We start from the raw sequence: 26,096 nt of genomic DNA on the forward strand, positions 1-26,096 counted from the left end.
GAAAGCTAAACAATTGAATTTATAAATACAATTAAATCAAAGCTTATCAATACATGAAAACTGTAATGACAAACAAATACCAACAGTAAAGTCATGTCAAAATGGCAATAATAATAAATAACCATCGAATGTTCAGGAAGATATTTTTAAGAATGCAGATCCTTGCAATTTTGTATGGGCGCATTTTTAATGAGAAATATGATTGAAAATCCTCAATTAATCTATATCTTACGATAAGAGGATATTTGTTTTCAAAACAGAATTCAATACAATCTTGATCAAAGCTATTATCAGTTCACATTTATATATTGAGATTCAGTCTATATGCAGATTTACTTGGCACGAAACAATCAACAAGCTGGTCCATATACGCTCGAGCAATTGAATCAGATGCTGGCGAATCAACAAGTCATGCTGACTGACCTGGCATGGCATCAAGGTATGACAGAATGGAAAGCCTTAGGTGAACTTACCCAAGGAAAATCGGTATATCAACCTGAAGGTTATGTCGCTCCGGCAGTCACACCTGAAACGCCGGTATTCCAGAATAGCCAACCAACGACTTCGGCCTACTCACAGCCTCATACTCAAACAGCAACTCAAAAAAATGAACTTGCCAGTATTCCAAGCCGTATCCTGGCCAAAATTGTAGACGTATTACTGTGGCTACCAGCAACCTTCATTTTGACTGCTTTTTTTACGCCTGAACAGGAAACCCGGTTTGCTCAACTGAATGAAGAATTCATGAATGTTGTGCTGAGTAGCGATGCAGATCCTGCAATGGCTCAGCAATTACAGACTCAAATGTTTGAGATGTTTTCTCAGCAGGCGTGGCTTGCCACAGCGGTCTATTTGATTATCATGCTGGCCATTCAAGCCTTTCTGATTGCAAAATCAGGCCAAAGTATTGGTAAAAAGCTCACAAAAATCAAAATTGTAGATACAGAATCAGGTGAAAAGCCCAGCCTGTTGCGCGCTTTTACTATTCGTAGCGTATTCTTCATATTTTTAAATATTGTATTTATGCCACTGAGTTTAATTATTGACTGGGCCTTCGGATTGGGCAAAAAACGTCAAACCTTGCACGATAAACTCGCAAAAACGAAAGTTGTGAAACAATAGCGCAGGAATACACAAAATGGGATGAATATCATCCCATTTTGATTACAGAACTTTGAAATTGAAATAAAATTCCCATAAATCCTCCCCAATCCAGACCAGCAAAATCGGTTTTTATTACAGGCATTTAAAGCGCCCTAGATATAGCTTAGTTCGTGAATCTCAGGCATAATGCCCTACAACGTAGCGGTGTATTGTGATTAATAGGATGTTTTGTAAAATTCAGCCTTTTTTGTCATATGCACTTTAATCGCTATCCCATATTAAATTAGGGAATGGGACTCTTCACCGAGGTTGTAAAATGAGACAAACGATTTTAGCTGTATTGTCTTTATCTGCGATGACTGCACTCTTGACCGGGTGTGGTGGTGATATGGTACTTCTGAACTCTAAAGGTCCAGTTGCAGCAGGTCAAAGTAACCTGATGATGACTGCGATTTACTTAATGCTTTTGGTGGTTATTCCATCAATCATCATGGCATTATGGTTCGGTTGGAAATATCGTGCATCGAATAAAGACGCAGACTATAAACCTACATGGGCACACTCTACTGCGATTGAAATTGTGGTATGGGGTATCCCTGTCATTATTATTGGTATTTTAGCTTGGTTAACTTGGTGGGGTTCCCACAAGTATGACCCATACCGTCCAATTGAAGCAGATAAAGCACCTTTAACTGTTCAGGTTATTGCTGAGCAATTTAAATGGATCTTCATCTATCCTGAGCAAGGCATTGCAACTGTTAACGAATTGCGTTTCCCAGAGCAAACTCCGGTAAGCCTTCGTTTAACCTCTAACTTCACGATGAACTCGTTCTTCATCCCGGCGTTAAGTGGTCAGATTTATGCAATGGCAGGTATGCAAACTCACCTTAACTTCTTAGCTGATGAAACTAGTCCAGCTGAAGGTTATCGTGGTTTCTCTTCAAACTATTCAGGCTATGGCTTCTCACAAATGCGCTTCCGTGCACATTCTGTGACTGATGCTCAATTTGCTGAATGGATTTCTGCTGTTCAGGCAGGAAACGGTACTTCAGTTAACCCTAATGCAGTACAAAAAACTGTTCTAGACCAAGCTGAATTTGCAACTTTACGTGACGGCAACCGTGGTAAACACCAGATCGAAGCGATTATTGCAAAAGCTGAAACTCCTGAAGAGAAGGCTGCTGCTGAAGCAATGAAGCCTTACCCTACTAAGCCACATCCTGTGACTTACTACTCTTCTGTAGAGCAAGGTTTGTTTGAATCTGTGATTCACAAGTATATGAGTAACTACCACGGTGCTGACCATTCAGCTCCTGTAGAAGCTGCAGCGACTGATGCTGTTGCTCATGAAGCGTCTGCTTCTGAAGCTCATGTAGCTGGTGAACATGCGACTGCTTCTCAAGGAGAATAAGACATGAGCTTCTTAGGTAAGTTAGGTCCGGATGCAATTCCTTACGATCCAATCGTATTGGCAACTGTTGCAATGATGATCTTGGGTGGTATCGCAGTTGTTGCCGGTATTACCTACTTCAAAAAATGGGGCTACCTGTGGAACGAATGGTTCACATCTGTAGACCATAAAAAAATTGGTATCATGTACCTGTTCGTATCGATCATCATGCTGGTGCGTGGTTTCGCCGATGCGATCATGATGCGTCTTCAGCAGTTCCTTGCAAAAGGTGGCGGCGAAGGTTATTTACACCCTGAGCATTACGATCAGATCTTTACCGCGCATGGCGTGATCATGATCTTCTTCGTGGCAATGGGTCTTGTTGTTGGTTTGATGAACATCTCTGTACCGCTTCAAATCGGTGCACGTGACGTTGCATTTCCATTATTAAACTCACTCAGCTTCTGGTTATTCGCCGGTGCTGCGGGTCTAATGATGGTGTCACTCGCGTTAGGTGAGTTCGCTGCAACAGGCTGGATGGCATACCCTCCACTGTCTGGCATTGAATACTCTCCAGGCGTAGGTATGGACTACTATATCTGGGCACTGCAAATTTCAGGTCTGGGTACGCTATTAACGGGTGTTAACTTCTTCGTTACCATCATCAAAATGCGTGCGCCTGGCATGAAACTTATGGAAATGCCAATCTTTACCTGGACATCTTTATGTACAGCAGTATTGATTATTGCGGCTTTCCCAGTGTTGACTGCAACAATTGCAATGTTAACGCTTGACCGTTACTTCGGTTTCCACTTCTTTACTAACGACTTGGGTGGTAGCCCGATGTTGTACGTGAACTTGATTTGGACTTGGGGTCACCCGGAAGTATATATCTTGGTATTACCAGCATTTGGTATTTACTCTGAAGTTGTTGCGACTTTCTCGCGCAAAGCATTGTTCGGTTACAAATCAATGGTGTATGCAACAGTAGCAATCACAGTATTGTCATTCGTTGTATGGGTTCACCACTTCTTTACCATGGGTGCAGGTGCCAACGTTAACGCGTTCTTCGGTATCATGACCATGATTATTGCGATTCCTACAGGTGTGAAAATCTTCTCTTGGTTATTCACCATGTACAAGGGTCGTATTGTTTACACTACTCCAATGCTATGGACACTAGGCTTCCTGGTAACTTTCGGTATCGGTGGTTTAACAGGTGTATTGATGGCGGTTCCACCAGCGGACTTCCTGGTACATAACTCTTTATTCCTGATTGCTCACTTCCATAACGTAATTATTGGTGGTGTAGTATTTGCGATGTTCGCAGGTATCATCTTCTACTGGCCGAAAATGTTCGGTTGGAGACTGAATGAGACTTGGGGTAAAGCAGCGTTCTGGTTCTGGTTCTTCGGTTTCTACTTTGCGTTCATGCCACTTTATATCCTTGGTTTCATGGGTATGACACGTCGTTTGAATACATTTGACAACCCAGAATGGGACCCGTATGTAAATATCGCGATGTTCGGTGCAGTTCTGATTGCGCTTGGTATCGTATGTTTCATTCTGCAAATCGTGGTTGGTTTCTTACAACGTGACCAACGTCTGGATTTGACTGGCGATCCATGGGATGGTCGTACCCTTGAATGGGCGACATCTTCTCCTGCTCCGTTCTATAACTTTGCTCATCTTCCAAAGATCAATGGTATTGATACTTTCTGGATCGAGAAAGAAAATGGTGTTGCGTATGCAAAACCAACGAAGTACGAAGATGTTCATATGCCAACTAACCGTGCTGCCGGTTTCGTTATCGCGATGTTCATCACTGTTATGGGCTTCGGTTTAATCTGGCACATCTGGTGGTTAGTAGTTGTTACGTTCCTTGCTTCTATCATTAGCTTCATCGTGTCTTCTTTCACTAAGAAAGTGGATTACTATGTTCCAGCTGCTGAAGTTGAGCGTATTGAAAACGAACGCTATGCGATTCTTGAAAAACACTTGAAGAAGGACTAAGACAATGGCTGAAGTACTTCATCACGATAACCACGGACACGATGAGCATCATCATCACGATGATACTGACATCACCGTCTTTGGTTTCTGGACTTACTTGATGAGTGACCTTGTCCTGTTCGGTACACTCTTCATTGCGTTCGCTGTTTTGAGTAGCCACATTCCTGTGGATACTCCAAGTGCGAGAGACCTGTTTGGCGACTCTTTAGGTTTCGTTCTTACTGAAACCTTCGCCCTATTGATCTCTTCTGTAACCTTTGGTTTTGCAGTTCTTGCTGCATACAAAAAAGACGTTGCAAAAGTACTGACTTGGTTAGCGATTACTTGGGTATTCGGTGCTATCTTCATCGGCATGGAACTATATGAGTTCAATCACTTAGTTCATGCTGGTCACGGTCCAAGCACAAGTGCGTTCTTATCTGCGTTCTTTACTTTGGTAGGTACGCACGGTATTCACGTAACTTCTGGTCTGGTCTGGATGATCGTGCTTATGGTTCAAATCAAGAAATATGGTTTGACTCTTGCAAACACGCGTCGTCTAGCTTGCCTAAGCTTGTTCTGGCACTTCCTTGACATCGTTTGGATCTGTGTATTCAGCGTAGTTTACTTGATGGGAGTTCTGTAATGAGTCACGATCATAACGCTGCTGGCGAATCACACGGTAACGTTAAGCAATATACCGTTGGCTTCATCCTTTCTGTCATCCTTACCGTAATTCCATTCGGTATGGTAATGGCAGGCGGTTTTGGCCGTGGTATCTTAATTACTGTCATCGCGATTACTGCGGTTGCTCAGATTCTTGTGCAGTTAATTTACTTCCTGCATATGAACTCTTCTTCAGAGCAACGCTGGAACGTGATTGCATTCGTGTATACCATCTTAACTATCGCTATTCTTTTAGTGGGTTCTGTATGGATCATGAATTACCTACACTACAACATGATGATCTAAACTGGTCGTCATGCTGAAAAAGTATTTATTCCTGACTAAGCCAGGAATTCTCTTCGGTAACTTTGTTACCACTTTGGGTGGCTACTTCGTAGCCACTCAAGGTTCTGTAGATTTCCTTCTCCTGCTTATTACCCTTCTCGGTACTACGCTTGTCGTAGCATCAGGATGTGTGGTCAATAACGTGATTGACCAGGACATCGACCAAAAAATGCAGCGCACCCAAAACCGTGCTCTGGTCACCAAAACCATTTCCGAACCTGTTGCCCTGGCCTTTGCCCTGGTATTAGGCATCGCTGGTTTTAGTCTTTTATGGTTCTGGGTAAATGCGTACGCTTTCTTATTCGCGGTGATTGGTTTTGTCGTATATGTTGGTTTCTACAGCCTATGGACAAAACGAACCACAATTCATCAAACTGTTGTAGGCAGTATTTCTGGTGCAGCTCCGCCTGTCATTGGTTATACCGCAGTGGCCAATCAATTTGACCTCGGTGCGTTACTGATCTTTTTAGGTTATGCGCTATGGCAAATGCCTCACTCATGGGCGATTGCGATTTACCGCTTTGATGATTACAAAAATGCAGGCATTCCGATCTTGCCTGTGGCACGTTCGATTCATCGTACCAAGATTGAATCACTGGTTTATGTGGTGTTATTCACGCTGACCATGAATGCGTTATTTGTCTTTGGTTATGCCAACTGGTTCTATGCAGTGATTTTAAACTTACTGTGCATTTACTGGTTGTATATCGGTGTCATTGGATTTAAAGCTGAAAATGATCAACTTTGGGCAAAGAAATATTTCTTGTTCTCGGTGATCCTGATTACTGTCATTAGTATTATCTTTAGCTTTACCTCAACTGCGCCATCTACACAGATTGTATTTTTTTAAAAAGATAGAGTTAGTCTCTATCTTTTTTTATTTTGATTTCTCTTAATCCCCTACTTCCAATAGTTGTAGAGCAGAATCAAAAATTCGGCTTTATAAAGCTAAACCTCGATCTTCCTGATCGCTTAGAAAATTCAATCTTTCTGGTTCCAGACTCCGATCCTTCAGTTTTCTAGATTTTCTGGCCTGATAAGTAAAGCTTGATCTTCGCAACAATACATGTGCTGAATTTAACCAGTCCAAATTTGCTTAAAGCCAAAGTCAGGTTCTGATGATCGATCTGGTTATAGAGATAATTTCGCAAAAATGTCTTATTTGGTTGAAATTATCCCTAAAGATCACTACAATTCCCCCTTCGCAAACACTGCGACACAACTTTGGTTGTGACTCCTTGCTTCAATTTACTTAAATTGGGGCTGTCCAAACCGTAAGGAGCTGACAATGCGTCATTACGAAATCGTACTTTTAGTACACCCTGATCAAAGCGATCAAGTAGTTGGTATGGTAGAACGCTACCTAACTCACATCAAAGAAGCTGAAGGTCAAATTCACCGTCTTGAAGACTGGGGCCGTCGTCAATTGGCTTACCCAATCAACAAGATCCACAAAGCTCACTACATTCTTATGAATGTTGAGTGTGGTCAAACTACTCTTGATGAGCTTGAAGAATTGTTCCGTTATAACGACGCAATCATTCGTAGCCTTATCATCCGTCGTGAAAACGCTATCACTGAAGAGTCATTATTGGCGAAAAGTGCTGAAGAAAAACGTGCGCGTAAAGCTCAACGTGAAGAAGCACAACACGCTCAAGACTCTGCTGAAGCTTAAGGAGAACATAACATGGCACGTTTTTACCGTCGTCGCAAGTTCTGCCGCTTTACAGCTGAGAACGTTACGTACATCGACTACAAAGATATCGACACTTTAAAACAGTACATCACTGAAAACGGCAAAATTGTTCCTAGCCGTATTACAGGTACTAAAGCTCGTTACCAACGTCAATTAGCGTTAGCTATCAAACAAGCTCGCTACTTGTCTTTGATCCCTTACACTGACAATCATAAGTGAGGTTGAGCTGTGGATATTATCTTATTACAACGCATTAAAAACCTAGGTAAACTAGGCGATAAAGTTTCAGTTAAAGCTGGTTACGGCCGTAACTTCCTTATCCCTCAAGGTAAGGCTGTTGCTGCAACTGAAGCAAACACTGCTGCTTTTGAAGCTCGTCGTGCTGAACTTGAGAAAGAAGAAGCTGCTATCTTGGCTGCTGCTCAAGCACGTGCTGACCAATTGAACGAAGTGAACATCGTTATCACTGCGAAAGCTGGTGATGAAGGTAAACTATTCGGTTCTATCGGTACTCGTGACATCGCTGACGCGTTGACAAATGCTGGTCTAGAAGTAGACCGTGCTGAAGTACGTCTTCCAAATGGCGCGCTTCGTCACACTGGCGAATTTAACATCGCAATCCAATTGCACCATGATGTTACTGCAGAAGTTCTAGTTACTATCGTAGCTGAGTAATTTCTCGCCTCAAAAAGAGCATGCGAAAGCATGCTCTTTTTTTATCTCTAAAAAATATAATCTAGCCAACACTGTCAAATTCATTTTATTATTCGTGTTTACAAAAAATTGCACTTCGCATTTTTGATCAGAGCGCGTATCATTTCATCTCGTAGTGAATAAACGCTATTCATCTCCGACGATATTTAACCATTGTATTTAAAATCAGGGATTTATATGTCACAGGCGAATGCCAGCAAAAAGGTAGCTACTGCTAAACCGGAAATTGTTACTGAAAATAGCAATCTCAAGGAGTTCCGTACTCCACCCCACAATTTAGCAATTGAACAGGCTGTACTTGCTGCCCTTATGACTGTGGCTGAATCTTTTGAGCAGGTCGGTGATGTGCTGACCGAAAATGATTTTTATGCCACCCGACACAAATATATCTTCCGTGCCATTGAGCAGCTCTCTAAAGAAAACTCGCCTTATGATGCGGTTCTGGTGCATGACTGGCTCATCAAACAAAACTTGCTCGATGCAATTGGTGGCGAAGAATATCTGATGCAGTTAATGGCAGATTCGCCATCGAGTTTCTATAACCTGGAAACTTATGCAGGCAAAATTAAAGAATTCTCTACCCTGCGTAGTATGATTAAAGTCAGCTCTGAAATTTTACAAAATGCCTATGACACCAAAGGCCGTACTGTCAGTGAAATTCTGGATCTGGCTGAGACCAATATTTTCTCGATTGCCGAACAGCATAATAACAATGCCAAAGCGCAAGGCCCTAAGCCGATCAACTCGGTGGTTGCGGACGTATTTGATAAATTAAATGAACTGTCACAAATGGAAGGTAGCATTACCGGTTTAACTACTGGTTTTGTGGAACTGGATAACAAAACTTCCGGCATGCAATCTGGTGATTTAATTATTGTCGCGGCGCGTCCATCCATGGGTAAAACCACCTTTGCCATGAATCTGGTCGAAAGTGTTTTATTCAATAACAACCTGCCTGCTCTGGTCTATTCAATGGAGATGCCAGCCGACTCGATCGCCATGCGTTTGATTTCATCATTTGGTCGCGTGCATCAAGGACACTTACGTTCTGGTAAAATGGACAGTGATGAATGGTCAAAAGTCACCAGTACCATTGTGCATTTACAAGAAAAAAATCTGTATATCGATGATTCTTCTGCACTGCCGCCGACAGAATTACGTGCCCGTGCGCGTCGTATTGCCAAAATGCATGGCGGAAAGCTGGGCTGCATCATGGTCGATTACCTGCAGCTGATGAAAGTCCCTGGCATGGGTGATAACCGTGTTGGCGAGATCTCGGAAATTTCCCGAAGCTTAAAAGCCTTGGCGAAGGAAATGCAGTGTCCAGTGATTGCCCTGTCACAGCTCAACCGATCGCTGGAGAACCGTCCAAACAAACGTCCGGTGATGTCCGACTTGCGTGAATCTGGTGCGATCGAGCAGGATGCCGACTTGATCATGTTTATTTACCGGGACGAGGTTTATAATAAGGAATCCAAGGAAGCTGGCACTGCTGAAATTATTATCGGTAAACAACGTAACGGCCCGATTGGTACCGTACGTCTGGCATTCGAAGGTCAATATACCCGCTTTAGTAATCTCTCACCTGAGTTCTATGCTCAGTATGATGATGAAGAGTAATCAGACTCTCGTCATCACATTTCCATCGTCCCTCTAGGAGTAATTTAGGGTGCGTCAAGCTACAGTTTATATTGACAGCGCTGCGCTGCAATATAATTTAAACCGTGTCAAACAACTTGCCCCAACCGCGAAAATAGTCAGCATGGTAAAGGCCAATGCTTATGGACACGGAGTTAAAGACTGCTTAGCAGCCTTAAGCGAAACCGATGCCTTTGGTGTCGCCTGCCTGCAAGAAGCCTTGGAAATTCGTGAATTAGGCTATCTACAGCCGATCACGCTCATCGAAGGTGTTTTTTCTGCAGATGAGATGCCAATCGTAATCGAACAGAATATTGAAGTTGTGGTACATCATCAGGCCCAACTCGACTGGTTACTGGCTCATAAAGAGACCTATATCGCCAAAGATCTTAAAGTCTGGGTCAAACTGAACAGCGGCATGAACCGATTAGGTTTCAAAATTGAAGCAATCAAAGACGTAATTCATACGCTAAAAGCTGAAGGATTTACTTGTGTGCTTGCCATGCATTTTGCCAATGCCGATGCCGAGCATCCGCTGAATGATGAACAAATCCGTCAATTCTTAGAAATTAAAAATGACTGTGCCCCAATTTTAGCCTCTTGCTGTAACTCGGCTGCAATCTATAAATATCCAGAATTGCATTTTGACTATGTCCGTCCCGGGATCATGCTCTACGGTGCGACTCCATTTGCAGACCAGGATGTGCATAATCTGGACTTAAAGCCAGTCATGAAGTTTACAGCTGAAATTATTGCCTTGAATGATATTCAAGCGGGTGAGCATGTCGGTTATGGTTCGACGTTTACCGCAAATCAAGACATGACGCTAGCGATTGTTTCAATTGGCTATGGTGATGGCTACCCTCGCGCTTTCCTGAAACAGAACTATGTCGCGATTAATGGCCAGCAAACTCGTGTGATCGGCCGCGTAGCGATGGATATGATTGCCATTGATGTGACAGGACTAGAAGTGCAATTGGGCACAGAAGTCGAACTTTGGGGTAAAACCCGTCTGGTGGATGATGTAGCGACAGCCAATGGCACGATTGGTTATGAACTATTATGCAGGCTCAGCAATCGTCCACTACGCCAAGTAGTCTGATCTAGTTCTCAAAATAAAAAAAGCCCAACTTATGTTGGGCTTTTTCTTTAGGCTGACTTTTGTTCTTCGCCCTGCTCTATGCATAATTGCATTAATAAGGCATCGACATGGCTTTGCTGAAAGGCAAAAGGATTAAAGTCATCAAATCCCATTTCCCGACAGAATTGCTGGATCTGACTGCGTTTGGAAATATATTTCATGGACCAGTCCGGGAAACTTGGATATTCAATTTCCTTGGTCTCAAATAATTTAATATCCTGATGGCGAGGATCTTTATTCAGTCGCTCCACCAGCAGACTTTTTAAAGTGGGACATTCACCTTCGAGACATTGAAAAAAATGACCATCTGCGAAATACAGTACACCTGTCACTTGATGCTGGTAATTAAAATCACGAGCTTCTTTCAGGATATTCGCCAAATCTTCAAGTAAGTCAGGTTTGGGAGAAGTACTTTTACTGGCATAACAAAATTGGTACATGTGCTAACTCCTCTTTTTTTATTATACCTGATGCATAGAAGTTAACACTGTACGCGAAAAACCTGAACCCGGATAGGTTTATTATAAGAAATACTCATTAGAGGGAACCGGAAGTTCCGCCAATCCTTTTTTCAAGGTCTCTGACCATTGCCGGCTGATTGACGTGAAATACTCATCATCTTCGGCAATACGCTTGCCTCTTGGCATGATCAGACTGTCTTTTTTATAGACCAGCACATCGAGGGGCATACCAACCGATACATTGGAACGTAGGGTCGATGCAAATGAAATCAGGGAACAGCGCAAAGCTTCATCCAGCGGCATATCATAAGTCAGCGCACGATCCAGGATCGGCTTGCCATATTTACTTTCGCCAATCTGGAAATACGGCGTATCGCGTGTGGCACAGATAAAGTTCCCTTGTGGATAGACATGATAAAGCTGCATGTCCTGATCTTTAAGTTGCCCACCGACCAGCAGATTGCAATAATAATTACTTTGTTCCGAAATATCGCTCGTAACATTCGCAATCACTTTCTTCAGTATACTACCTACCAGCTCAGCGACATCAAACATGGTGTGCAGACTCAAGATATTGGGTTCCTGCTTCAGTTCGAGCTGATTTTTAGTATGCCCAATTACGGCTTGTGTTGTTGCCAGATTTCCGGATGCCTGTATGACGATCATACGTTCCCCAGGAATACCAAAGGTATACAACTTTCGAAATACAGAAATGTGATCTACTCCGGCATTTGTCCGGGTATCACTGATAAAAAGCATACCTTGCTCTAAACGTAGTGCACAACAATACGTCATTCATTCGTCCTTATTAACATCCTAGCACTTGAACGATGGAATGCATGGATTCCACACCGCCCTTTTCTCTGACACCGCGTACCGGTGCCACATCCCAATAATCCCGTCCAATCGCCACATAAACATGCGAACTTGGAGTAAACAACAGATTACTGACATCAAAACAATACCATGTCTGGTCTACAAACACCTCTGCCCAAGCGTGACTGGCCAGATGCGAAGCATTTTGTGCATATAAATAACCAGAAACATAGCGGGCAGGTAAACCTAGATATTTGCACATGGCAATGAAAATATGACTATGGTCCTGACAGACGCCCTGTCTGGACTCAAAGGCATCTATTGCAGAGCCTTGCACTGAAGTACTGTTCGAAATATAAGGCACATGCTCCAGCAATGCTTGCGCCAGTCCAATCAGATGTTGACGGGTTAATGCAGGAACATGACGTTGTGCAAAATCTTTCATTGCTGAATTACATTGTGTCGATTCGGTCGGCTGTAGAAAAAGATTGGGATTGATTGAATCATTCAGTCCACTCTGATGCGCAGGATTTAGCTCGACTATTCCTTGCGCCATGATAGTCAGGGAATAATAAGGTTCCCGCTGGCTACAGGTCATCCACAGATTATGAAATGCATCTTTCCGGATTTCTTTATTACCCGGTACACTGATATCCCAGGAATGCACCTGCTGATGCGCATTGCTCGAAGGCATCATTTTAATGTACTGAATACTGTTCCTCACCTCGGCCGTGTACATATAGTGCGTTTGGTGATTCACCATTAATTTCATACATCTGCCTCAAACAGTTGATGGATATGGTCGCTAAACTGATAGAACTGAATCCGGTTCGGTTCTGTACGCAACTGTTCCCAGTACTGTTCCAGATCATTCCAGCCCATTTCTACCAGAATTCTGACCACATAATCAATCTTGCACAGTGTGGTACTGGTTTCTTCACCCAGACGTAACTGGTGATCGAGCTGTTCTACACATTGCCCTAAACTGAAAAACAGAAAGATATCGGAGGATTCGGCTTCAAGAATATCTTCACATTCCGTCACCACTTCACAGATATAACCAGCATTTTTGTCTGCGGTTTTGATCAGTTTCATCAGTTCCGCATAGCCTGAAGCAGACAGCACCCCTCGTAATTCCTGAATATTGTCTTTGGCCACTTTAAACTGCTGGCTAAAAGACGCCACTTGCATAGGATCAAGTACTAGCTCATTTAGGGAACTGGCATCAAAGGCAGGTAAACAAAAGGCATGGGCATACGCCACTGCCGCTTCGTCTTCTAAAAATGGAAAGCGCGCACATAAAAAATGAGTGCGAGATAAATAACGCCCTAGCCAAAAAATATGTTGTGCATTGCTATTCAGCAAAACCATGACATTTTCCTTCTTTGGAATCTTATGAATGTAAATTGTCGACTACCCAGGTATCTTTGATACCACCACCCTGTGATGAATTCACCACCAGTGAGCCGGGCTGCATCGCCACACGGGTCAAGCCACCCTGTACGATTTCAGTACGATAAGGCGAACTTAATACAAATGGGCGTAAGTCGATATGACGTTCAGCAATACCAAAATTGGTCAAAGTCGGACTAACCGATAAGTCCAAAGTTGGCTGCGCAATATATAAATGCGGCGCAGCTAAAATTTTCTCCCTGAAAGTTTCAATTTGCTGTTTAGAGGCTTGTGGTCCAATGAGCATGCCATAACCGCCCGAACCCTGCGCTTCTTTCACCACCAGTTGATCCAGATGAGCCACGACATAGTCTAATTCTTCAGAATTACGACATTGATAAGTCGGAACATTTTTTAGAATTGGCTGCTCGCCCAAATAAAAATGAATCATTTTGTCGACATATGGATAAACCGATTTGTCATCTGCCACACCGGTTCCCGGTGCATTGGCAATCACAACATTATTTTGCAAATAAGCTGACATCAAGCCAGCCACACCCAAAGTGCTATCCGGTTTAAAGCATAAGGGATCAAGAAACGCATCATCGACCCGTCTATAAATAACATCGACTCGTTGGCGACCACGTATGGTTTTTACATAAACCTTCGAGTCATCAACAAAAAGGTCACGTGATGTTACTAATGGCACATCCATCTCTCTTGCAAGGAAAGAATGTTCATAGTAAGCACTATTAAAACGTCCTGGGGTCAGTACCACCACAAATGGCTTGTCGACATAAGCATTTTCGATCAGGATTTCTTTTAATAATTGTGGATATTGCTCGATTCCGGCAATCTTGGACTGCTCGAATACTTTCGGCATCAGTTTTTCACTGATCTTGCGGCATTCCAGCATATAAGACACGCCAGATGGCGTTCTGAGATTATCTTCTAAGACATAAAACTCGCCCTTGGAATCACGGATCACATCGATCCCGCTAATCTGGCTATAAATCCCGCCTTTCAAGCTATGTTGATACATATGCGGCTGATAGGCTTCATGAGTTAAAATCTGCAACTCAGGAATGATATTGGCTTTTAAAATGTCCTGTTGATGATAAATATCATGTAAGAATAAATTTAGCGCCCGTACCCGTTGTGCCGAGCCTAAAGCCACCATATTCCACTGTTTCCGGTCTATGACTCGCGGAATGATATCGTAGGGAATAGTGCGTTCTACGCCTTCTTCATCGCCATAAACGGTAAAGGTAATACCGTGATTTAAAAAATGTTCTTTTGCTACCTGATTCAGTGCATTGAGTTCATCCAGCGTATGTTGAGATAACCATTTTTCCAGTCTTTGACCTGCCTGACTGGACAGCACATGTTCATCCTGCATTTCATTAAAGAACTTTGAAGATAACTGCTGCAGTAAAAGTTGTGGGTTTGTTGTAGTAGATACCGCTGTAGTTTTAGTGTCTATAAAATTTTTTCCAATATTCTGGGAACTAAATTTATCAATTGTTTCAATCACATTTGTATCCTGATTTCCTTTAAGCATACAAACCCTCGTATTATCATCTATTATAATTAAATCAAAGCAATATCCATGCCATGACATCTGCATTTCAATTACCATTAATCTAATAAATGCCCAATGAACTCAATGCTATTTTCGACCAAGTTGTTTTAGAATTGTAGGACAAATGTTGCACAGAGGGACTTGCGAAAAAATGAGAGTTTTTTTATTGTGTTAAGCTAAGCCTAAATCCCCTCTTCTTTATTGCCAGCAAAATAAATTATGTCAGCACAAGAAAAAGAAACTTCAAACAGTCTGTATCGCCAATGGCAAATTTTGTCGCGTCTTTCTACCGGCAAATGGATGGGAACACGTGAATTACAGGAAATCCTGAATCGCGAAGGCATTGATATCAGTCTACGTACCATTCAGCGTGACCTGAATCAGATTGCGCAACGCTTTCCAATTGAAAGCAGTAAAACCACGCCGCAAGGCTGGCGTTGGCGTTCAGATGCGCCGCTGCAAAGTTTGCCGCATATGACCAGCTCGCAAGCGGTCACTTTCATGATGGTCGAAGAACATTTAAAACATCTGCTGCCACCGAGCCTGATCGAGGAAATGAATCCGTGGTTTGATCTGGCACGACGCAGTCTTTCTTCCCAGAACAATGTCCGGCAATGGATTAACCGCGTACGCATTGTTCCGGCTACCCAACCCCTGATTCCACCTGTGGTAGATAAGGCTGCGCAGCAAGCGGTGTATGAAGGTCTGTTACAGGACAAACAGCTGGAATGTGTGTATCAGGGCCGCGGTCATAATAGCGAAGAAAAAACCTATATTCTCAATCCTCTGGCATTGGTACAAAAAGGGTCAATCATCTATCTGGTGTGTACCCGTCATGACAAGTCCGATATCCAGACCTTTGCCCTGCACCGCTTTAAATCGGCCGTCGTGCTGAATTCACGTGCCTTGCATCCGGTCAATTTCGATATTGATGAGTATATTGATTCTGGTGCGCTGGGCTTCCGGGTGGACTTCAACCACCCTACTGAAAATGTCACGCTAAAACTCAGGATGTCGGAATCGGATGCACATTACTTTGAGGAAAGCCAGCTCAGCAAAGACCAGAAAATTGAAAAAATGGAAGATGGCATGTCGCTGATCACTGCTACCGTGCCATTTACCTCACAACTGGTCTGGTGGTTACGTAGCTTTGGTAAAAAGATTAAACATATTGAACCGAGTATTGTAGCCAGTGCAGTCGATCAAGTGGATGAGGAAAACCCTTAACCACTCAGGCTTCATCCAGATTCTTTTAGGTATTCCAGAATAAAAAAAATCCCCAAATTGGGGACTGGAGAATTATGCTTATATTTTTGTTCTTGTTGTGGTGATCTGCCGCTGTGCCAAGCTGCTTTTCTTTGATACCCCGAAATGCAACTTGGATGAAACATCAATATTTAAAAATGACTGAGACATGAGCAAGCCAGCTCAGCATTATTAAAGCGAATGGATTTTTTGGTCATGGTTTAAGACTCCTATGTAGTGAATAAACCGACTATAAAGTCATCTGTCTTAATTGTGAAATAAATAGAATGCATGTCTTTTGCAGATTTTTTCTATAGTACTTTTTCCGCAAAATTTATCTGTAATCGCTGCTGATTCATTGCCTGGCTTAATAGTATTTCTGGCAAGTTTATAAAATCGAATAACAATTCTCTGCTTGTATAAGATACCTCGCTTTGCACATCATAAAGCCTTATAGAAGTAGAAATAGGGACTTAATTTTACAATGGCTAACCCTGCTCAATTAGTACGTCACAAGCTGCTCAATACTTTCTTTTCCCGCCATTCGGTCTGGTTTGCCTGCATTCTGATTGCAGTAATTTTTACTACATTTCATATCGGTTATTCTCCGCGTTATATCTATTATTTTATGCCGCAAACGTTGGTGAATACCCTGTGGATCCTGAGCATTCTGCTGAGTTTGCTGGGTTTGTATGATGTACTGCAAAACAAGCATTCCATTCTGAAAAATTATCCCATCATGGGACATTTCCGCTTTATCTTTGAGGAATTTCGTCCCGAGATTCGTCAGTATTTTATTGAAGCCGACCGCGATGCGCTGCCCTTTTCCCGTATGCAGCGCAGTCTGGTGTATCAGCGGGCGAAAAATGAAAATTCTGATAAACCTTTCGGCTCGATTCTGAATGTCTATGAAGATAATTACCGCTTTGTTAGTCATTCCATCACGCCCTGCAAAGTTGCCGATCCACAGACTTTTCGTATCCTGATTGGAAATGAGCAATGTACCCAGCCCTTTTCAGCTTCTATTTTAAATATTTCAGCCATGAGCTTTGGCAGCATGAGTGCCAATGCGATACGAGCCCTTAATCTCGGCGCTAAAAAAGGTGATTTTTTCCATGATACAGGCGAAGGCAGTATCAGTCCCTACCATCTGGAATATGACGGTGATCTGGTCTGGGAAATTGGCAGTGGTTATTTTGGCTGCCGTACTTTAGATGGACAATTCGATCCGGAACGTTTTGCTGCACAAGCCAAATTACCCCAGGTAAAAATGATTGAAATCAAGCTTTCGCAAGGCGCAAAACCTGGCCACGGCGGTATTTTACCTAAAAGTAAAATTTCGGAAGAAATTGCCCAAATTCGAGGCATCAGCCGTGATCATGATTGTGTTTCACCTTCTAGTCATCCGGCATTTAACACACCGATTGAAATGATGCATTTCATACAAAAATTACGTGAACTTTCCAGCGGAAAACCGGTCGGATTTAAGCTGTGCTTGGGTCAACCGTGGCAGTTTATGAGCATGGTCAAAGCCATGTTACATACCCAGATTTATCCGGATTTTATTGTGGTTGATGGTTCTGAAGGTGGAACCGGTGCTGCACCCATTGAATTAATTGACTATGTCGGTGCGCCTTTAAGAGAAGGTTTACTGTTTGTACACAACACCCTGGTTGGTGCAGGTTTGAGAGATAAGATCAAAATTGGTGCAAGTGGTAAAATAATTAGTGCATTCGATATTGCCAGCACGCTTGCCATTGGTGCGGATTGGGTGAACTCTGCCCGTGGTTTTATGTTTGCAGTGGGCTGTATTCAGGCACAAAGTTGTCATACCAATCAATGCCCTGTCGGAGTCACCACCCAAGACAAAGATCGCCAGAAAGCCTTACATGTGCCGACCAAGGCCGAACGGGTGTTTCATTTTCATAAAAACACCTTACATGCCCTGTCTGAACTAATAGCTTCCGCAGGTCTCAAACACCCTTCCGCTATTAAGGCGCATCATCTGGCACAACGCGTGAATAATCACGAAATAAAGAACTTTGCGCAGATTCATTTTTGGCTCAAAGAAGGTGAATTATTCTCCTGTGAAAATAAGGATGAGGAGAACTTCTACTTCAGGATGTGGAATTTGGCCCAATTAGAAAAATTTTAATTTGATGCAGTTAAAATCAAAAAAGGCGTTTTAATAAACGCCTTTTTAAATATCCAATTTTCAATCTATTAATAATAAGTTTTGCTGCCATGTGCATGCAGAAAGGCTGGAATCAAACCCGTCAATGCAGCGCGAATATCAGCACGTTCATTGATTAACTGATGCGAACCTTCTTCCAGCATCAGTAAAGTCTGGAGCCGGAATTTACGCCGGATAAATTCGATATTATAACGCCAATCAACAGTCTGATCCTGTGCACCCTGTGCCAGCCAGACTGGAATACGACAAGCCGGACGCGCTTCCATTTCCAGCATCCAGCGTGACATCGCCAGAATCCAGTCCATGCCCATCATTCGCGGTTGTAATGGATCTTTAAGCCGGATAAAACGCAGAAACTCCGGATTATGGTTATTGCGTCTAAAATGCCGGGGAACTTCACGTTTGATTCGGCTAATAATGCCCAGCCCCACCGAATTATGCCACCAGGCAGTTTTGGCGGGACGAATTAATGGTGATAACAGCAAAACCCGTTCCACAAAAGGATTTTCGCGACGCTGCGCAAATTCCAGTAAATGATGCATCCAGATCGCACCACCGGTACTTTGCCCGATTCCCACCCAAGGTTTAGGTAATTGTGAGGCATGCTGTACATAACGCTGTACTGCATGCAAAACCTGCTGATAGTGATCAAAATTCTGAATGCTGGCAGATGAACCATCACTCAGACCATGTCCAGGCAGATCATAGGTCAACACACTAAAACCCTGCTCCAACAGCTCTTTTACAATCGGCTGATAAATACCACTATGTTCCAGATAACCATGCAACAGAAAAGCGGTTCCCTGAATCTTGTCAAAGTGGGTATTTTCCAGATTTGGTTCAAACACCTGTACATGCAGCCTGAATAATGGCATCTGCACATAGCCCTGCCAGTGTTTGCAGTCCAGCAAATCAAAACCATAAAGTTTTCGATAGGACTGCAAATCAATTGGCGGTTGATCACTACGATTCAGGTTCAAAGGTGGCAAAAGCTGTGGGGTAATGTCCCGACTCGGAATGGGTAAATCCAGCTGTTTCAGAACGGCGGGATTTAAAAATGGGATATCAGACATTATGGCACCTCCCGACAGTCACTGGATCCAAACCAGACATCGCGCATGGTCGCCAACATTTCATAATTGGCACGACGACTGTGATTATAATTTTGTGCACTTGGACGCCATCGTGTCAATGGCGTTGGCATCGGTGCTTCTACCGGAATGGTTTGTATGCCATTTAAAGCAAATAAACGGCGGGTACGCGGCATATGATAACGATCCGTAATCAGAATCACTGTAGGTGCTCCGCCTTTCTTTTGTAATAATAATGAACTGAAACGGGTATTTTCACAGGTGTTCATGCTTCGATCTTCCAGTAATTTGGCATCGACACCATGATTTTTTAACCAGCGCTGCATATACGGCGCTTCGACCCCACTCAGAACAATCGGCAACTGATAATGTTTCTCTACTGCCAGCGTGGTTTCCAGACGTAGTCGCGTATAGTTATTGACGATGATCTCTTTGCCTTGGTCATCTAGGGTTAGGCCACCACCCAATACCACAATGGCATAAGGTTGGGAGCTATTCGCCGGTTTAGCCTGCTGTTGCTCTTGTAGTAAAGCCAAGTCCTGCTGGATTTCCTCTCCATCGGTTTCCTGTACCGAACTGGCTTCACCCTGCTCTAGTGGATGCGTCGTCAGAAACTCCATATATTGCTCAATGCGCTCCTTGTTTTCACTACTGTCCCACTCCAGCAATTCCCGGACATTGGCTGTCGGATCGACTGGTTCTGCTTCTTCCTGAGAGGACAATAAGGGCACCTGAGCAGGTGGACTTTGCTCTGCTTTTTGATCTTGCTGTTCGCGCTGATATTCTTCAATCACCTGCTGCAGTGCTTTATAACGTGCCTGAATCAGCATCAGGTTGGCCGAGTTATTTTGCTGGATATCCTGTTCCATGACCTTTAAATACGCCTGACGGGCAATCCATAAATCAGAGCCAGGTTCCAGATTTTCATGTTCGCTGAGTGCAGCCATTTTCTGGCTTTGAGCCGCGACTTCATTTAGCTCTAAGGAGACAAACTGGTTTAAGCCCTTGACGATCATTTTTGAGTAAAAAGGCGTATAAACCAACACCAGTAGACAGCCGCATACCACAAACAGTCCAGTGACAATTTGTAGCAAACGTACCATCCAATGGGTGTTTTTCATGTTATTCCTCTTCCTGATGAGAACGGATCAAGCCATTTTTATCGAACAATACAGGTTCAGGCTCCAGCATTAGACTAAATTTTTCCCAAACTGACTGTTGTACTGCACGATACGTTTTACGGACATCGGTGAGAGAGGCCTGACCATAATTCACCAACACCAGCGCCTGTTTATGAAACATGCCGACAGGCCCCAACTGTTTACCCTTCCAGCCCGCCTGATCAATCAACCAGCCTGCTGCCAGTTTAACTTGAGCATTCGTTTGCTGGTAATGGGGTAAATTCGGGAAAGATACAGCAATTTGGTCAAAGACCGCCTGATCAACCACCGGATTTTTAAAGAAGCTGCCCACGTTGGGAAATTCTTGTGGATCAGGCAATTTACTCTGGCGAATCTGGATGACCTGTTGCTGCAAGTTTTCTGCTGTGAGCTGATCACCGACCGCAGTCTTCAGATCACCATAATTCAGTTTCAAATCTGGCTGTTTAAGTAATCTAAAAGTCACATGGGTAATCACATAACGATTGGGATCATCTTTAAAAATACTATGCCGGTAGGCAAACTGACAATCTGCTGCCTGAATCGAAGCAAACTGTTTCAATTGTCGGTCATAGACCTCAACAGAATCGATGAATTCTCCGACTTCGACACCATAAGCGCCAATATTCTGTACTGGCGATGCACCGACCCGACCCGGAATTAAAGCTAGATTCTGTAGGCCATATAAACTTTGTGCCGTGGTCCAGAGCACGAAGTCATGCCAGCCTTGTCCGCCGCCTACACGTAAACGTTGCGACTGATCATCAGCATCCAGCATTTCAATGCCTTGAATATCCATATGCAGAACTAGCGCATCAATCTGCTCCGGCAACAACATATTACTGCCGCCTGACAGGATCAGCACATTGAGTTGCTGCTGTTCCGCAAAATCCAGTGCAGTTAGCAGATCAGCGGTGGATTGAATCTGAGCATAGTGCGAAGCAATCGCTTCTAAATTTAAAGTATTAAAAGGTTTAAGTTGAACCTGGGTTTGAATCTGCATCGCTTAAACCTTGTGTAAATTCTGTTTAAAAATCTCAATCCAGGCCTGGCTGCTGGACTCACACTGATCAAGCACCCGTTCAAAGCCATCCGCTTCGCCATAATAGGGATCCGGTAAGGCCTGTTTCGGATAGGTCTGATCATGCTCACTCATCAATGCCACACGTGCACGTACATGACCAAACTGAGTTTCTGCCAGACGCTGTATGTTCTGGATATTGGATAAATTCTCCAGATCCATCGCCAGAATCAGATCATAATCAATAAAATCGTGGGGAATGAGTTGACGTGCGCGAAGTGCTGAAAGGTCATAGCCACGTTTTAGTGCATGCTTCTGGCTACGCAAGTCCGGTGCCTTGCCCGGATGATAATTACTGGTTCCGGCAGAACCGACCACAATATTCAGTTGCTGTTCATCACAATAATGTCTGAGTACAACTTCTGCCGTGGGAGAGCGGCAAATATTTCCCAAACAAACACATAACACCTTGTATGGCGTTCTGGATGACATAAACAACCTCAGAGCTACTTTATTTTAAAGATTCTTATGTTAAGTTATTTATATACTGATTCCTATCTTACAATCATAGAATAATCTCGTATTTGCAATAAAAAAATCAAGGATATCGCCATGAATCGTTTTCAGTTTCAAACCGTCCCCAATATCATTGCCGGACTAGGCACGATTCAGGAATTATTTAAAATTCTAAAAAATGGCCGCTATCAACGTCTTCTGCTGGTGACTGATCCGGGGATGCTCAAGCAGCAATTACATCTGCCGCTTCTGGATATTATTGAATCTGCAGGTCTGGATTATGTGATTTATGCGGATGTTCAAGCTGATCCACCAGATACCGTGGTGCTTGAAGCGGCGGCTTTTGTAAAACAGGAAAATATTGATGTGGTGCTAGGCTTTGGTGGTGGCAGCTCAATGGATGTGGCCAAACTAATCGCGATTCTGGCACATCCTGAGCAGCATCAGACACTGTCGGATCTGTATGGCGTTGATCATGCCACCGGGCCGCGTTTAGCTTTAATTCTGGTACCGACCACGGCTGGAACAGGTTCAGAAGTGACGCCGATTTCGATTGTCACCACAGGTGAAACGACCAAGACCGGCATTGTCGCGCCCATTCTCTATGCAGATGTTGCCATTCTGGATGCAACCTTTACCCAAAATCTTCCAGCACAGATCACTGCCGCCACCGGCATTGATGCTATGGTACATGCCATTGAAGCCTATACCTCAAAACACAAGAAAAACCCTTATTCGGATATGCTGGCCAAACAGGCCTTAAGATTACTGAATGCCAATCTGCAACGTGTACTGCGAGACGGTCATGATTTAGATGCCCGCCAAAATATGCTGGTCGGTTCCATGCTGGCCGGACAAGCCTTTGCCAATGCACCAGTCGCCGCCGTACATGCGCTGGCTTATCCACTGGGTGGACATTTTCATCTCTCGCATGGGCATAGCAATGCACTGGTTCTAACTGAAGTATTAAAGTTTAATGCGCCAGCGGCCAAACAGCTCTATGCGGAATTGATGACCTGGCTGGATCCCCGTAGTAAAGGTTGCCATGATGGCCTGACCGATCTGTTTATTGATCATTTTAATAATCATCTGATGCAAAGCGGTTTGACCCTGAAACTAAATCAGTTGAATGTTCCGGAACATATGCTGCAGGTCATAGCAGAAGATGTAATGCAACAAAGTCGGCTGTTGCAGAATAATCCACGTGAACTCAAGGTGGAGGATGCTTATCAGATTTATCAGGCGATCTATGCCTAGACCAATTTCCACCTAAGCCTTATCTAGCTGAGGACTGAATAGTGATGAAAGCCACCATCAAACAGCGCGAACACTATACATTTTTCCTGCCCATTCAAACTCGATGGGCAGACAATGATCTGTACGGCCATGTCAACAATGTCACTTATTACAGTTATTTTGATACCGCCGCCAATGCCCTGCTCATTCAGGAGGCTGATTTTGATCCTAAATATTCCCCGATGATTGGGCTGGTGGTCAGCTCCAACTGTCAGTTCAATCAGGAACTGTCTTATCCGGAAATTATTGAAGTGGGCGTGGCGATTGAAAGCATGGGAAATTCATCGCTCAGCTATGATCTGGCTATTTTTAAACGCAACTCAGATACAGCCGCTGCACAAGGCAATTTTGTCCATGTATTTGTCGATCGTGAGACACGAAAAAGCACCCCGATTCCATTCGAAATGCGGGATGCTTTGTCTCGATTTGTTGTGACTTAAAATCCAGCCTATTTCAGCTGAATATTTTGTAGTTCACCGTCAAACTGCTGTAACAGATCGCGTACTGCCGGTTCAGCATGTAACAATTCTTCGGCACGTTCAAAGGCACGTTCCTTACGCTGATGCTGCAGGGTATATGGCGTTAACTGATCCACATTTTCAAATTTCACCTGGAAATTGGTTTGCGGCCATTGCTGTTGCAAAGCAGCTTCCAGATGATGTTGCAACTGGGTCAACAACTGCTGGTACTGTTCAGGAATATGAAAAACGGATTCGCCATTCATCTGGCCAGTCATGATGCCATACTGTGCCAGTTCCTGTACTGCCGGAGAAAGCTGGCTGTTACGGAACCAGTATTCCCATTTTTCTACGCTCCACTCACCTTCCAACGCTTGCTCAGGAATTTTTAAAATATCCTGTGGCATCAGATTCTGCATATTTAAATCTTGGGAAATATCTTCCAGCAGAGCTGTCTGTGCGACTGGCTGAACTGGAGCTGTATTTTCAAGAGCAGGCTGAGCAATCGATTCCTGTAAAAGTTCCAATTCCGGTGCAGCAAGACTAAATTCCTCATCAGCAGACATACTGTTTTGTGCTGGCTCGGTAGGGATGACAACATCTGCAGGAATAAATTCTTCAAGCAGGAAATCATCCGAGCTGCTGCTGGTAGCCGCTGTTTCTGTGGTGATCTCGATTTCATCAAAACCAAATAAGCCTTTGTCATCATTTGGATCAAAAATAATTTGATCACTAGACTGCACTTCTTCAATGGTGGTCTGAATTACTACGGGCTGGACAGATTCAGGCTCAGTGATGCTGGTTGGCTCGTCTTCATCCAAAAAATCATCCGAAGAAGGTTCAGACGCTGATGCGAAATCAATCTCCTCATCTGTCTCATCGTCCAGAGAAAAATCATCAAATACAGGCTCCGCTTCAAATGATTGTGTTTCTACGGACTCAGATTGAAGTTGTGTCTGAACGGGCTGCTGTAGACGTGTTGTACTGGTTGCTGCCTGTTGCGGTGCAGTCTCCTGCATCACCGGAATTTCGCTTGGCTGTAAGGGACGGAAAGCCAATAAACGTAGCACCGTCATCTCAAAACCTTGTTCCTGCGTAACTGCAAGCTGTAAATCGGCACGCCCCTTACAGGCAATCTGATAATAGAGTTGCAGGTCTTGTGCTGAAATTAGAGCCGATAATTGCATGATCTTTTGATTGATCTCTGCACTGTATTTCAGGCTCAGATCTGGCAGGTACTGTAATAAAGCCAGTTCATGCAATGTCGAAATCAGCTGGTCGAGCACCAACGATACATCCAGAGCCTGCTGGCGGAACTGCAATAATAACTCGCTAACACGTGCTTTCTGGTTCTGGTGAATCGCCAGAATCAGGTCATAAATAATGGTGCGGTCAATCAGACCGAGCATGTCTTTGACATCCTGATGCTGAATCGCACCCTGACCATAGGCAATCGCCTGATCGGTCAGAGACAAGGCATCACGCAGAGAACCTTGCGCAGATTCAGCAATCTGCCAGATCGCATCCTGATCAGACTGAATGCTTTCTTTGCTAAGAATATTGCCCAGATGTTCGGTAATTTCATCGACTGCCAATGGACGCAAAGTAAATTGCAGACAGCGAGAAATTACGGTAATTGGCAGTTTTTGCGGATCAGTGGTTGCAAACAGAAATTTGACATGTTCTGGCGGTTCTTCCAGCGTCTTTAACAGCGCATTGAAAGAATGCGTGGACAGCATGTGCACTTCATCGATCAGGTAGACCTTAAAGCGGCCTTGAGTCGGTGCATAAGGAACATTGTCGAGCAGCTCGCGGGTATCTTCGACCTTGGTGCGTGATGCTGCATCGATTTCGATTAAATCAATAAAACGACCTTCATTGACTGCGGTACAGGTCGCACAGACCTCACAAGGCGTCGAGGTAATACCGGTCTCGCAGTTCAAGCACTTCGCCAAAATACGTGCAATCGTGGTTTTTCCGACACCACGCGTTCCCGTAAACAAATAGGCATGATGCAAACGGCCACGTTCGAGCGCGCTGGTTAAAGCACGTGATACATGGTTTTGCCCCACCAATTCATTAAAATTACGAGGACGGTATTTTCGCGCAAGTACTTGATACATATATGCTCCTTTTTACAGGTCTAAGCATACTGTTTTTTTATAAAATAGTGAATGA

Annotated in this window: 25 protein-coding genes; 15 read left to right on the top strand and 10 right to left on the bottom strand. The window is 43.7% G+C overall.

Going from position 1 to position 26,096, the window contains the following annotated elements:
- The first annotated feature begins 324 nt into the window (after window positions 1-324).
- From MTX11_RS05110 to alr, 11 genes are all read left to right on the top strand, one after another.
- On the top strand, window positions 325-1,122 hold the full coding sequence (locus tag MTX11_RS05110; RefSeq protein ID WP_243474529.1) for an RDD family protein: 798 nt from the start codon (window positions 325-327) through the stop codon (window positions 1,120-1,122).
- Between the two features lie 298 nt (window positions 1,123-1,420).
- The gene (gene cyoA, locus MTX11_RS05115; protein ID WP_243474530.1) at window positions 1,421-2,515 is read left to right on the top strand and encodes a ubiquinol oxidase subunit II; all 1,095 of its coding nucleotides are present in this window, start codon (window positions 1,421-1,423) and stop codon (window positions 2,513-2,515) included.
- A 3-nt stretch (window positions 2,516-2,518) separates the two neighbouring features.
- On the top strand, window positions 2,519-4,507 hold the full coding sequence (gene cyoB, locus MTX11_RS05120; protein WP_005252153.1) for a cytochrome o ubiquinol oxidase subunit I: 1,989 nt from the start codon (window positions 2,519-2,521) through the stop codon (window positions 4,505-4,507).
- A 4-nt stretch (window positions 4,508-4,511) separates the two neighbouring features.
- The gene (cyoC, locus tag MTX11_RS05125) at window positions 4,512-5,132 is read left to right on the top strand and encodes a cytochrome o ubiquinol oxidase subunit III (protein WP_005247268.1); all 621 of its coding nucleotides are present in this window, start codon (window positions 4,512-4,514) and stop codon (window positions 5,130-5,132) included.
- Window positions 5,132-5,458, top strand: a complete 327-nt coding sequence (locus tag MTX11_RS05130; protein ID WP_004645410.1) for a cytochrome o ubiquinol oxidase subunit IV — start codon at window positions 5,132-5,134, stop codon at window positions 5,456-5,458. The genes cyoC and MTX11_RS05130 overlap by 1 nt, the downstream gene beginning before the upstream one ends.
- Before the next feature lie 10 nt (window positions 5,459-5,468).
- Window positions 5,469-6,347: a heme o synthase gene (gene cyoE, locus MTX11_RS05135; RefSeq protein ID WP_004645412.1), complete on the top strand. Its 879-nt coding sequence runs from the start codon at window positions 5,469-5,471 to the stop codon at window positions 6,345-6,347.
- Between the two features lie 438 nt (window positions 6,348-6,785).
- The gene (gene rpsF, locus MTX11_RS05140; protein WP_004278789.1) at window positions 6,786-7,172 is read left to right on the top strand and encodes a 30S ribosomal protein S6; all 387 of its coding nucleotides are present in this window, start codon (window positions 6,786-6,788) and stop codon (window positions 7,170-7,172) included.
- Window positions 7,173-7,184: 12 nt separating this feature from the next.
- Window positions 7,185-7,412 (top strand): 30S ribosomal protein S18, encoded by a 228-nt coding sequence (rpsR, locus tag MTX11_RS05145; RefSeq protein WP_004278792.1) that lies wholly within the window; start codon window positions 7,185-7,187, stop codon window positions 7,410-7,412.
- A gap of 9 nt (window positions 7,413-7,421) precedes the next feature.
- Window positions 7,422-7,868 (top strand): 50S ribosomal protein L9, encoded by a 447-nt coding sequence (gene rplI / locus MTX11_RS05150; RefSeq protein WP_004278793.1) that lies wholly within the window; start codon window positions 7,422-7,424, stop codon window positions 7,866-7,868.
- Window positions 7,869-8,084: 216 nt separating this feature from the next.
- Complete coding sequence (gene dnaB, locus MTX11_RS05155) at window positions 8,085-9,527, top strand: replicative DNA helicase (protein ID WP_005247269.1); 1,443 nt, start codon at window positions 8,085-8,087, stop codon at window positions 9,525-9,527.
- Window positions 9,528-9,576: 49 nt separating this feature from the next.
- Window positions 9,577-10,647 (top strand): alanine racemase, encoded by a 1,071-nt coding sequence (gene alr, locus MTX11_RS05160; RefSeq protein WP_213687389.1) that lies wholly within the window; start codon window positions 9,577-9,579, stop codon window positions 10,645-10,647.
- A 47-nt stretch (window positions 10,648-10,694) separates the two neighbouring features.
- Here the strand turns inward: alr and MTX11_RS05165 are convergent, their stop codons facing one another.
- The 5 genes from MTX11_RS05165 to MTX11_RS05185 all read right to left on the bottom strand — a co-directional run bounded on the left by MTX11_RS05165 (window position 10,695) and on the right by MTX11_RS05185 (window position 14,916).
- Window positions 10,695-11,126 carry a BLUF domain-containing protein gene (locus MTX11_RS05165; RefSeq protein WP_005106614.1) on the bottom strand — a complete coding sequence of 144 codons (432 nt, stop codon included), beginning with the start codon at window positions 11,124-11,126 and terminating at the stop codon, window positions 10,695-10,697.
- A gap of 81 nt (window positions 11,127-11,207) precedes the next feature.
- Window positions 11,208-11,942, bottom strand: coding sequence for a proteasome-type protease (locus tag MTX11_RS05170; RefSeq protein ID WP_243474531.1), 735 nt, complete (start codon window positions 11,940-11,942; stop codon window positions 11,208-11,210).
- A 13-nt stretch (window positions 11,943-11,955) separates the two neighbouring features.
- Window positions 11,956-12,735 carry a transglutaminase family protein gene (locus MTX11_RS05175; protein WP_213687391.1) on the bottom strand — a complete coding sequence of 260 codons (780 nt, stop codon included), beginning with the start codon at window positions 12,733-12,735 and terminating at the stop codon, window positions 11,956-11,958.
- Window positions 12,732-13,334, bottom strand: a complete 603-nt coding sequence (locus tag MTX11_RS05180) for an alpha-E domain-containing protein (protein ID WP_213687392.1) — start codon at window positions 13,332-13,334, stop codon at window positions 12,732-12,734. The genes MTX11_RS05175 and MTX11_RS05180 overlap by 4 nt, the downstream gene beginning before the upstream one ends.
- A 22-nt stretch (window positions 13,335-13,356) precedes the next feature.
- A complete protein-coding gene (locus MTX11_RS05185; protein ID WP_243474532.1) occupies window positions 13,357-14,916 on the bottom strand; it encodes a circularly permuted type 2 ATP-grasp protein in 1,560 nt (519 codons plus the stop codon).
- Window positions 14,917-15,156: 240 nt separating this feature from the next.
- Here MTX11_RS05185 and MTX11_RS05190 point away from each other — a divergent pair, with 240 nt between their 5' ends.
- Window positions 15,157-16,164 carry a helix-turn-helix transcriptional regulator gene (locus MTX11_RS05190; protein ID WP_243474533.1) on the top strand — a complete coding sequence of 336 codons (1,008 nt, stop codon included), beginning with the start codon at window positions 15,157-15,159 and terminating at the stop codon, window positions 16,162-16,164.
- Window positions 16,165-16,666: 502 nt separating this feature from the next.
- On the top strand, window positions 16,667-18,337 hold the full coding sequence (locus MTX11_RS05195; protein WP_243474534.1) for an FMN-binding glutamate synthase family protein: 1,671 nt from the start codon (window positions 16,667-16,669) through the stop codon (window positions 18,335-18,337).
- Window positions 18,338-18,405: 68 nt separating this feature from the next.
- Here MTX11_RS05195 and MTX11_RS05200 read toward each other — a convergent pair whose 3' ends face one another.
- The 4 genes from MTX11_RS05200 to MTX11_RS05215 are packed head-to-tail and all read right to left on the bottom strand — an operon-like array spanning window position 18,406 to window position 22,140.
- Window positions 18,406-19,449 carry an alpha/beta hydrolase gene (locus MTX11_RS05200; protein ID WP_243474535.1) on the bottom strand — a complete coding sequence of 348 codons (1,044 nt, stop codon included), beginning with the start codon at window positions 19,447-19,449 and terminating at the stop codon, window positions 18,406-18,408.
- Window positions 19,449-20,588 carry a YdcF family protein gene (locus MTX11_RS05205; protein ID WP_243474536.1) on the bottom strand — a complete coding sequence of 380 codons (1,140 nt, stop codon included), beginning with the start codon at window positions 20,586-20,588 and terminating at the stop codon, window positions 19,449-19,451. The genes MTX11_RS05200 and MTX11_RS05205 overlap by 1 nt, the downstream gene beginning before the upstream one ends.
- Before the next feature lies 1 nt (window position 20,589).
- A complete protein-coding gene (murB, locus tag MTX11_RS05210; RefSeq protein ID WP_219309162.1) occupies window positions 20,590-21,630 on the bottom strand; it encodes a UDP-N-acetylmuramate dehydrogenase in 1,041 nt (346 codons plus the stop codon).
- Window positions 21,631-21,633: 3 nt separating this feature from the next.
- Window positions 21,634-22,140, bottom strand: coding sequence for a low molecular weight protein-tyrosine-phosphatase (locus MTX11_RS05215; RefSeq protein WP_243474537.1), 507 nt, complete (start codon window positions 22,138-22,140; stop codon window positions 21,634-21,636).
- Window positions 22,141-22,260: 120 nt separating this feature from the next.
- Between MTX11_RS05215 and MTX11_RS05220 the strand changes: the two genes are divergently transcribed.
- On the top strand, window positions 22,261-23,421 hold the full coding sequence (locus tag MTX11_RS05220) for an iron-containing alcohol dehydrogenase (protein ID WP_243474538.1): 1,161 nt from the start codon (window positions 22,261-22,263) through the stop codon (window positions 23,419-23,421).
- Between the two features lie 44 nt (window positions 23,422-23,465).
- A complete protein-coding gene (locus MTX11_RS05225) occupies window positions 23,466-23,900 on the top strand; it encodes an acyl-CoA thioesterase (RefSeq protein ID WP_243474539.1) in 435 nt (144 codons plus the stop codon).
- An 8-nt stretch (window positions 23,901-23,908) separates the two neighbouring features.
- Here the strand turns inward: MTX11_RS05225 and dnaX are convergent, their stop codons facing one another.
- Window positions 23,909-26,041: a DNA polymerase III subunit gamma/tau gene (gene dnaX / locus MTX11_RS05230; RefSeq protein WP_243474540.1), complete on the bottom strand. Its 2,133-nt coding sequence runs from the start codon at window positions 26,039-26,041 to the stop codon at window positions 23,909-23,911.
- Window positions 26,042-26,096 lie beyond the last annotated feature (55 nt).

Origin of the sequence: Acinetobacter lwoffii (assembly GCF_022809915.1) — a bacterium.
In the GTDB taxonomy this organism is placed as follows: Bacteria; Pseudomonadota; Gammaproteobacteria; order Pseudomonadales; family Moraxellaceae; genus Acinetobacter; species Acinetobacter lwoffii_M.

What these genes read in the sequence shown, in the direction of transcription:
- MTX11_RS05110 (WP_243474529.1), top strand. Translation starts at nt 325, where the DNA reads ATGCAGATTTACTTGGCACGAAACAATCAACAAGCTGGTCCATATACG.
- cyoA (WP_243474530.1), top strand. Translation starts at nt 1,421, where the DNA reads ATGAGACAAACGATTTTAGCTGTATTGTCTTTATCTGCGATGACTGCA.
- cyoB (WP_005252153.1), top strand. Translation starts at nt 2,519, where the DNA reads ATGAGCTTCTTAGGTAAGTTAGGTCCGGATGCAATTCCTTACGATCCA.
- cyoC (WP_005247268.1), top strand. Translation starts at nt 4,512, where the DNA reads ATGGCTGAAGTACTTCATCACGATAACCACGGACACGATGAGCATCAT.
- MTX11_RS05130 (WP_004645410.1), top strand. Translation starts at nt 5,132, where the DNA reads ATGAGTCACGATCATAACGCTGCTGGCGAATCACACGGTAACGTTAAG.
- cyoE (WP_004645412.1), top strand. Translation starts at nt 5,469, where the DNA reads ATGCTGAAAAAGTATTTATTCCTGACTAAGCCAGGAATTCTCTTCGGT.
- rpsF (WP_004278789.1), top strand. Translation starts at nt 6,786, where the DNA reads ATGCGTCATTACGAAATCGTACTTTTAGTACACCCTGATCAAAGCGAT.
- rpsR (WP_004278792.1), top strand. Translation starts at nt 7,185, where the DNA reads ATGGCACGTTTTTACCGTCGTCGCAAGTTCTGCCGCTTTACAGCTGAG.
- dnaB (WP_005247269.1), top strand. Translation starts at nt 8,085, where the DNA reads ATGTCACAGGCGAATGCCAGCAAAAAGGTAGCTACTGCTAAACCGGAA.
- MTX11_RS05165 (WP_005106614.1), bottom strand. Translation starts at nt 11,126, where the DNA reads ATGTACCAATTTTGTTATGCCAGTAAAAGTACTTCTCCCAAACCTGAC.
- MTX11_RS05170 (WP_243474531.1), bottom strand. Translation starts at nt 11,942, where the DNA reads ATGACGTATTGTTGTGCACTACGTTTAGAGCAAGGTATGCTTTTTATC.
- MTX11_RS05175 (WP_213687391.1), bottom strand. Translation starts at nt 12,735, where the DNA reads ATGAAATTAATGGTGAATCACCAAACGCACTATATGTACACGGCCGAG.
- MTX11_RS05180 (WP_213687392.1), bottom strand. Translation starts at nt 13,334, where the DNA reads ATGGTTTTGCTGAATAGCAATGCACAACATATTTTTTGGCTAGGGCGT.
- MTX11_RS05185 (WP_243474532.1), bottom strand. Translation starts at nt 14,916, where the DNA reads ATGCTTAAAGGAAATCAGGATACAAATGTGATTGAAACAATTGATAAA.
- MTX11_RS05190 (WP_243474533.1), top strand. Translation starts at nt 15,157, where the DNA reads ATGTCAGCACAAGAAAAAGAAACTTCAAACAGTCTGTATCGCCAATGG.
- MTX11_RS05195 (WP_243474534.1), top strand. Translation starts at nt 16,667, where the DNA reads ATGGCTAACCCTGCTCAATTAGTACGTCACAAGCTGCTCAATACTTTC.
- MTX11_RS05200 (WP_243474535.1), bottom strand. Translation starts at nt 19,449, where the DNA reads ATGTCTGATATCCCATTTTTAAATCCCGCCGTTCTGAAACAGCTGGAT.
- MTX11_RS05205 (WP_243474536.1), bottom strand. Translation starts at nt 20,588, where the DNA reads ATGAAAAACACCCATTGGATGGTACGTTTGCTACAAATTGTCACTGGA.
- murB (WP_219309162.1), bottom strand. Translation starts at nt 21,630, where the DNA reads ATGCAGATTCAAACCCAGGTTCAACTTAAACCTTTTAATACTTTAAAT.
- MTX11_RS05215 (WP_243474537.1), bottom strand. Translation starts at nt 22,140, where the DNA reads ATGTCATCCAGAACGCCATACAAGGTGTTATGTGTTTGTTTGGGAAAT.
- MTX11_RS05220 (WP_243474538.1), top strand. Translation starts at nt 22,261, where the DNA reads ATGAATCGTTTTCAGTTTCAAACCGTCCCCAATATCATTGCCGGACTA.
- MTX11_RS05225 (WP_243474539.1), top strand. Translation starts at nt 23,466, where the DNA reads ATGAAAGCCACCATCAAACAGCGCGAACACTATACATTTTTCCTGCCC.
- dnaX (WP_243474540.1), bottom strand. Translation starts at nt 26,041, where the DNA reads ATGTATCAAGTACTTGCGCGAAAATACCGTCCTCGTAATTTTAATGAA.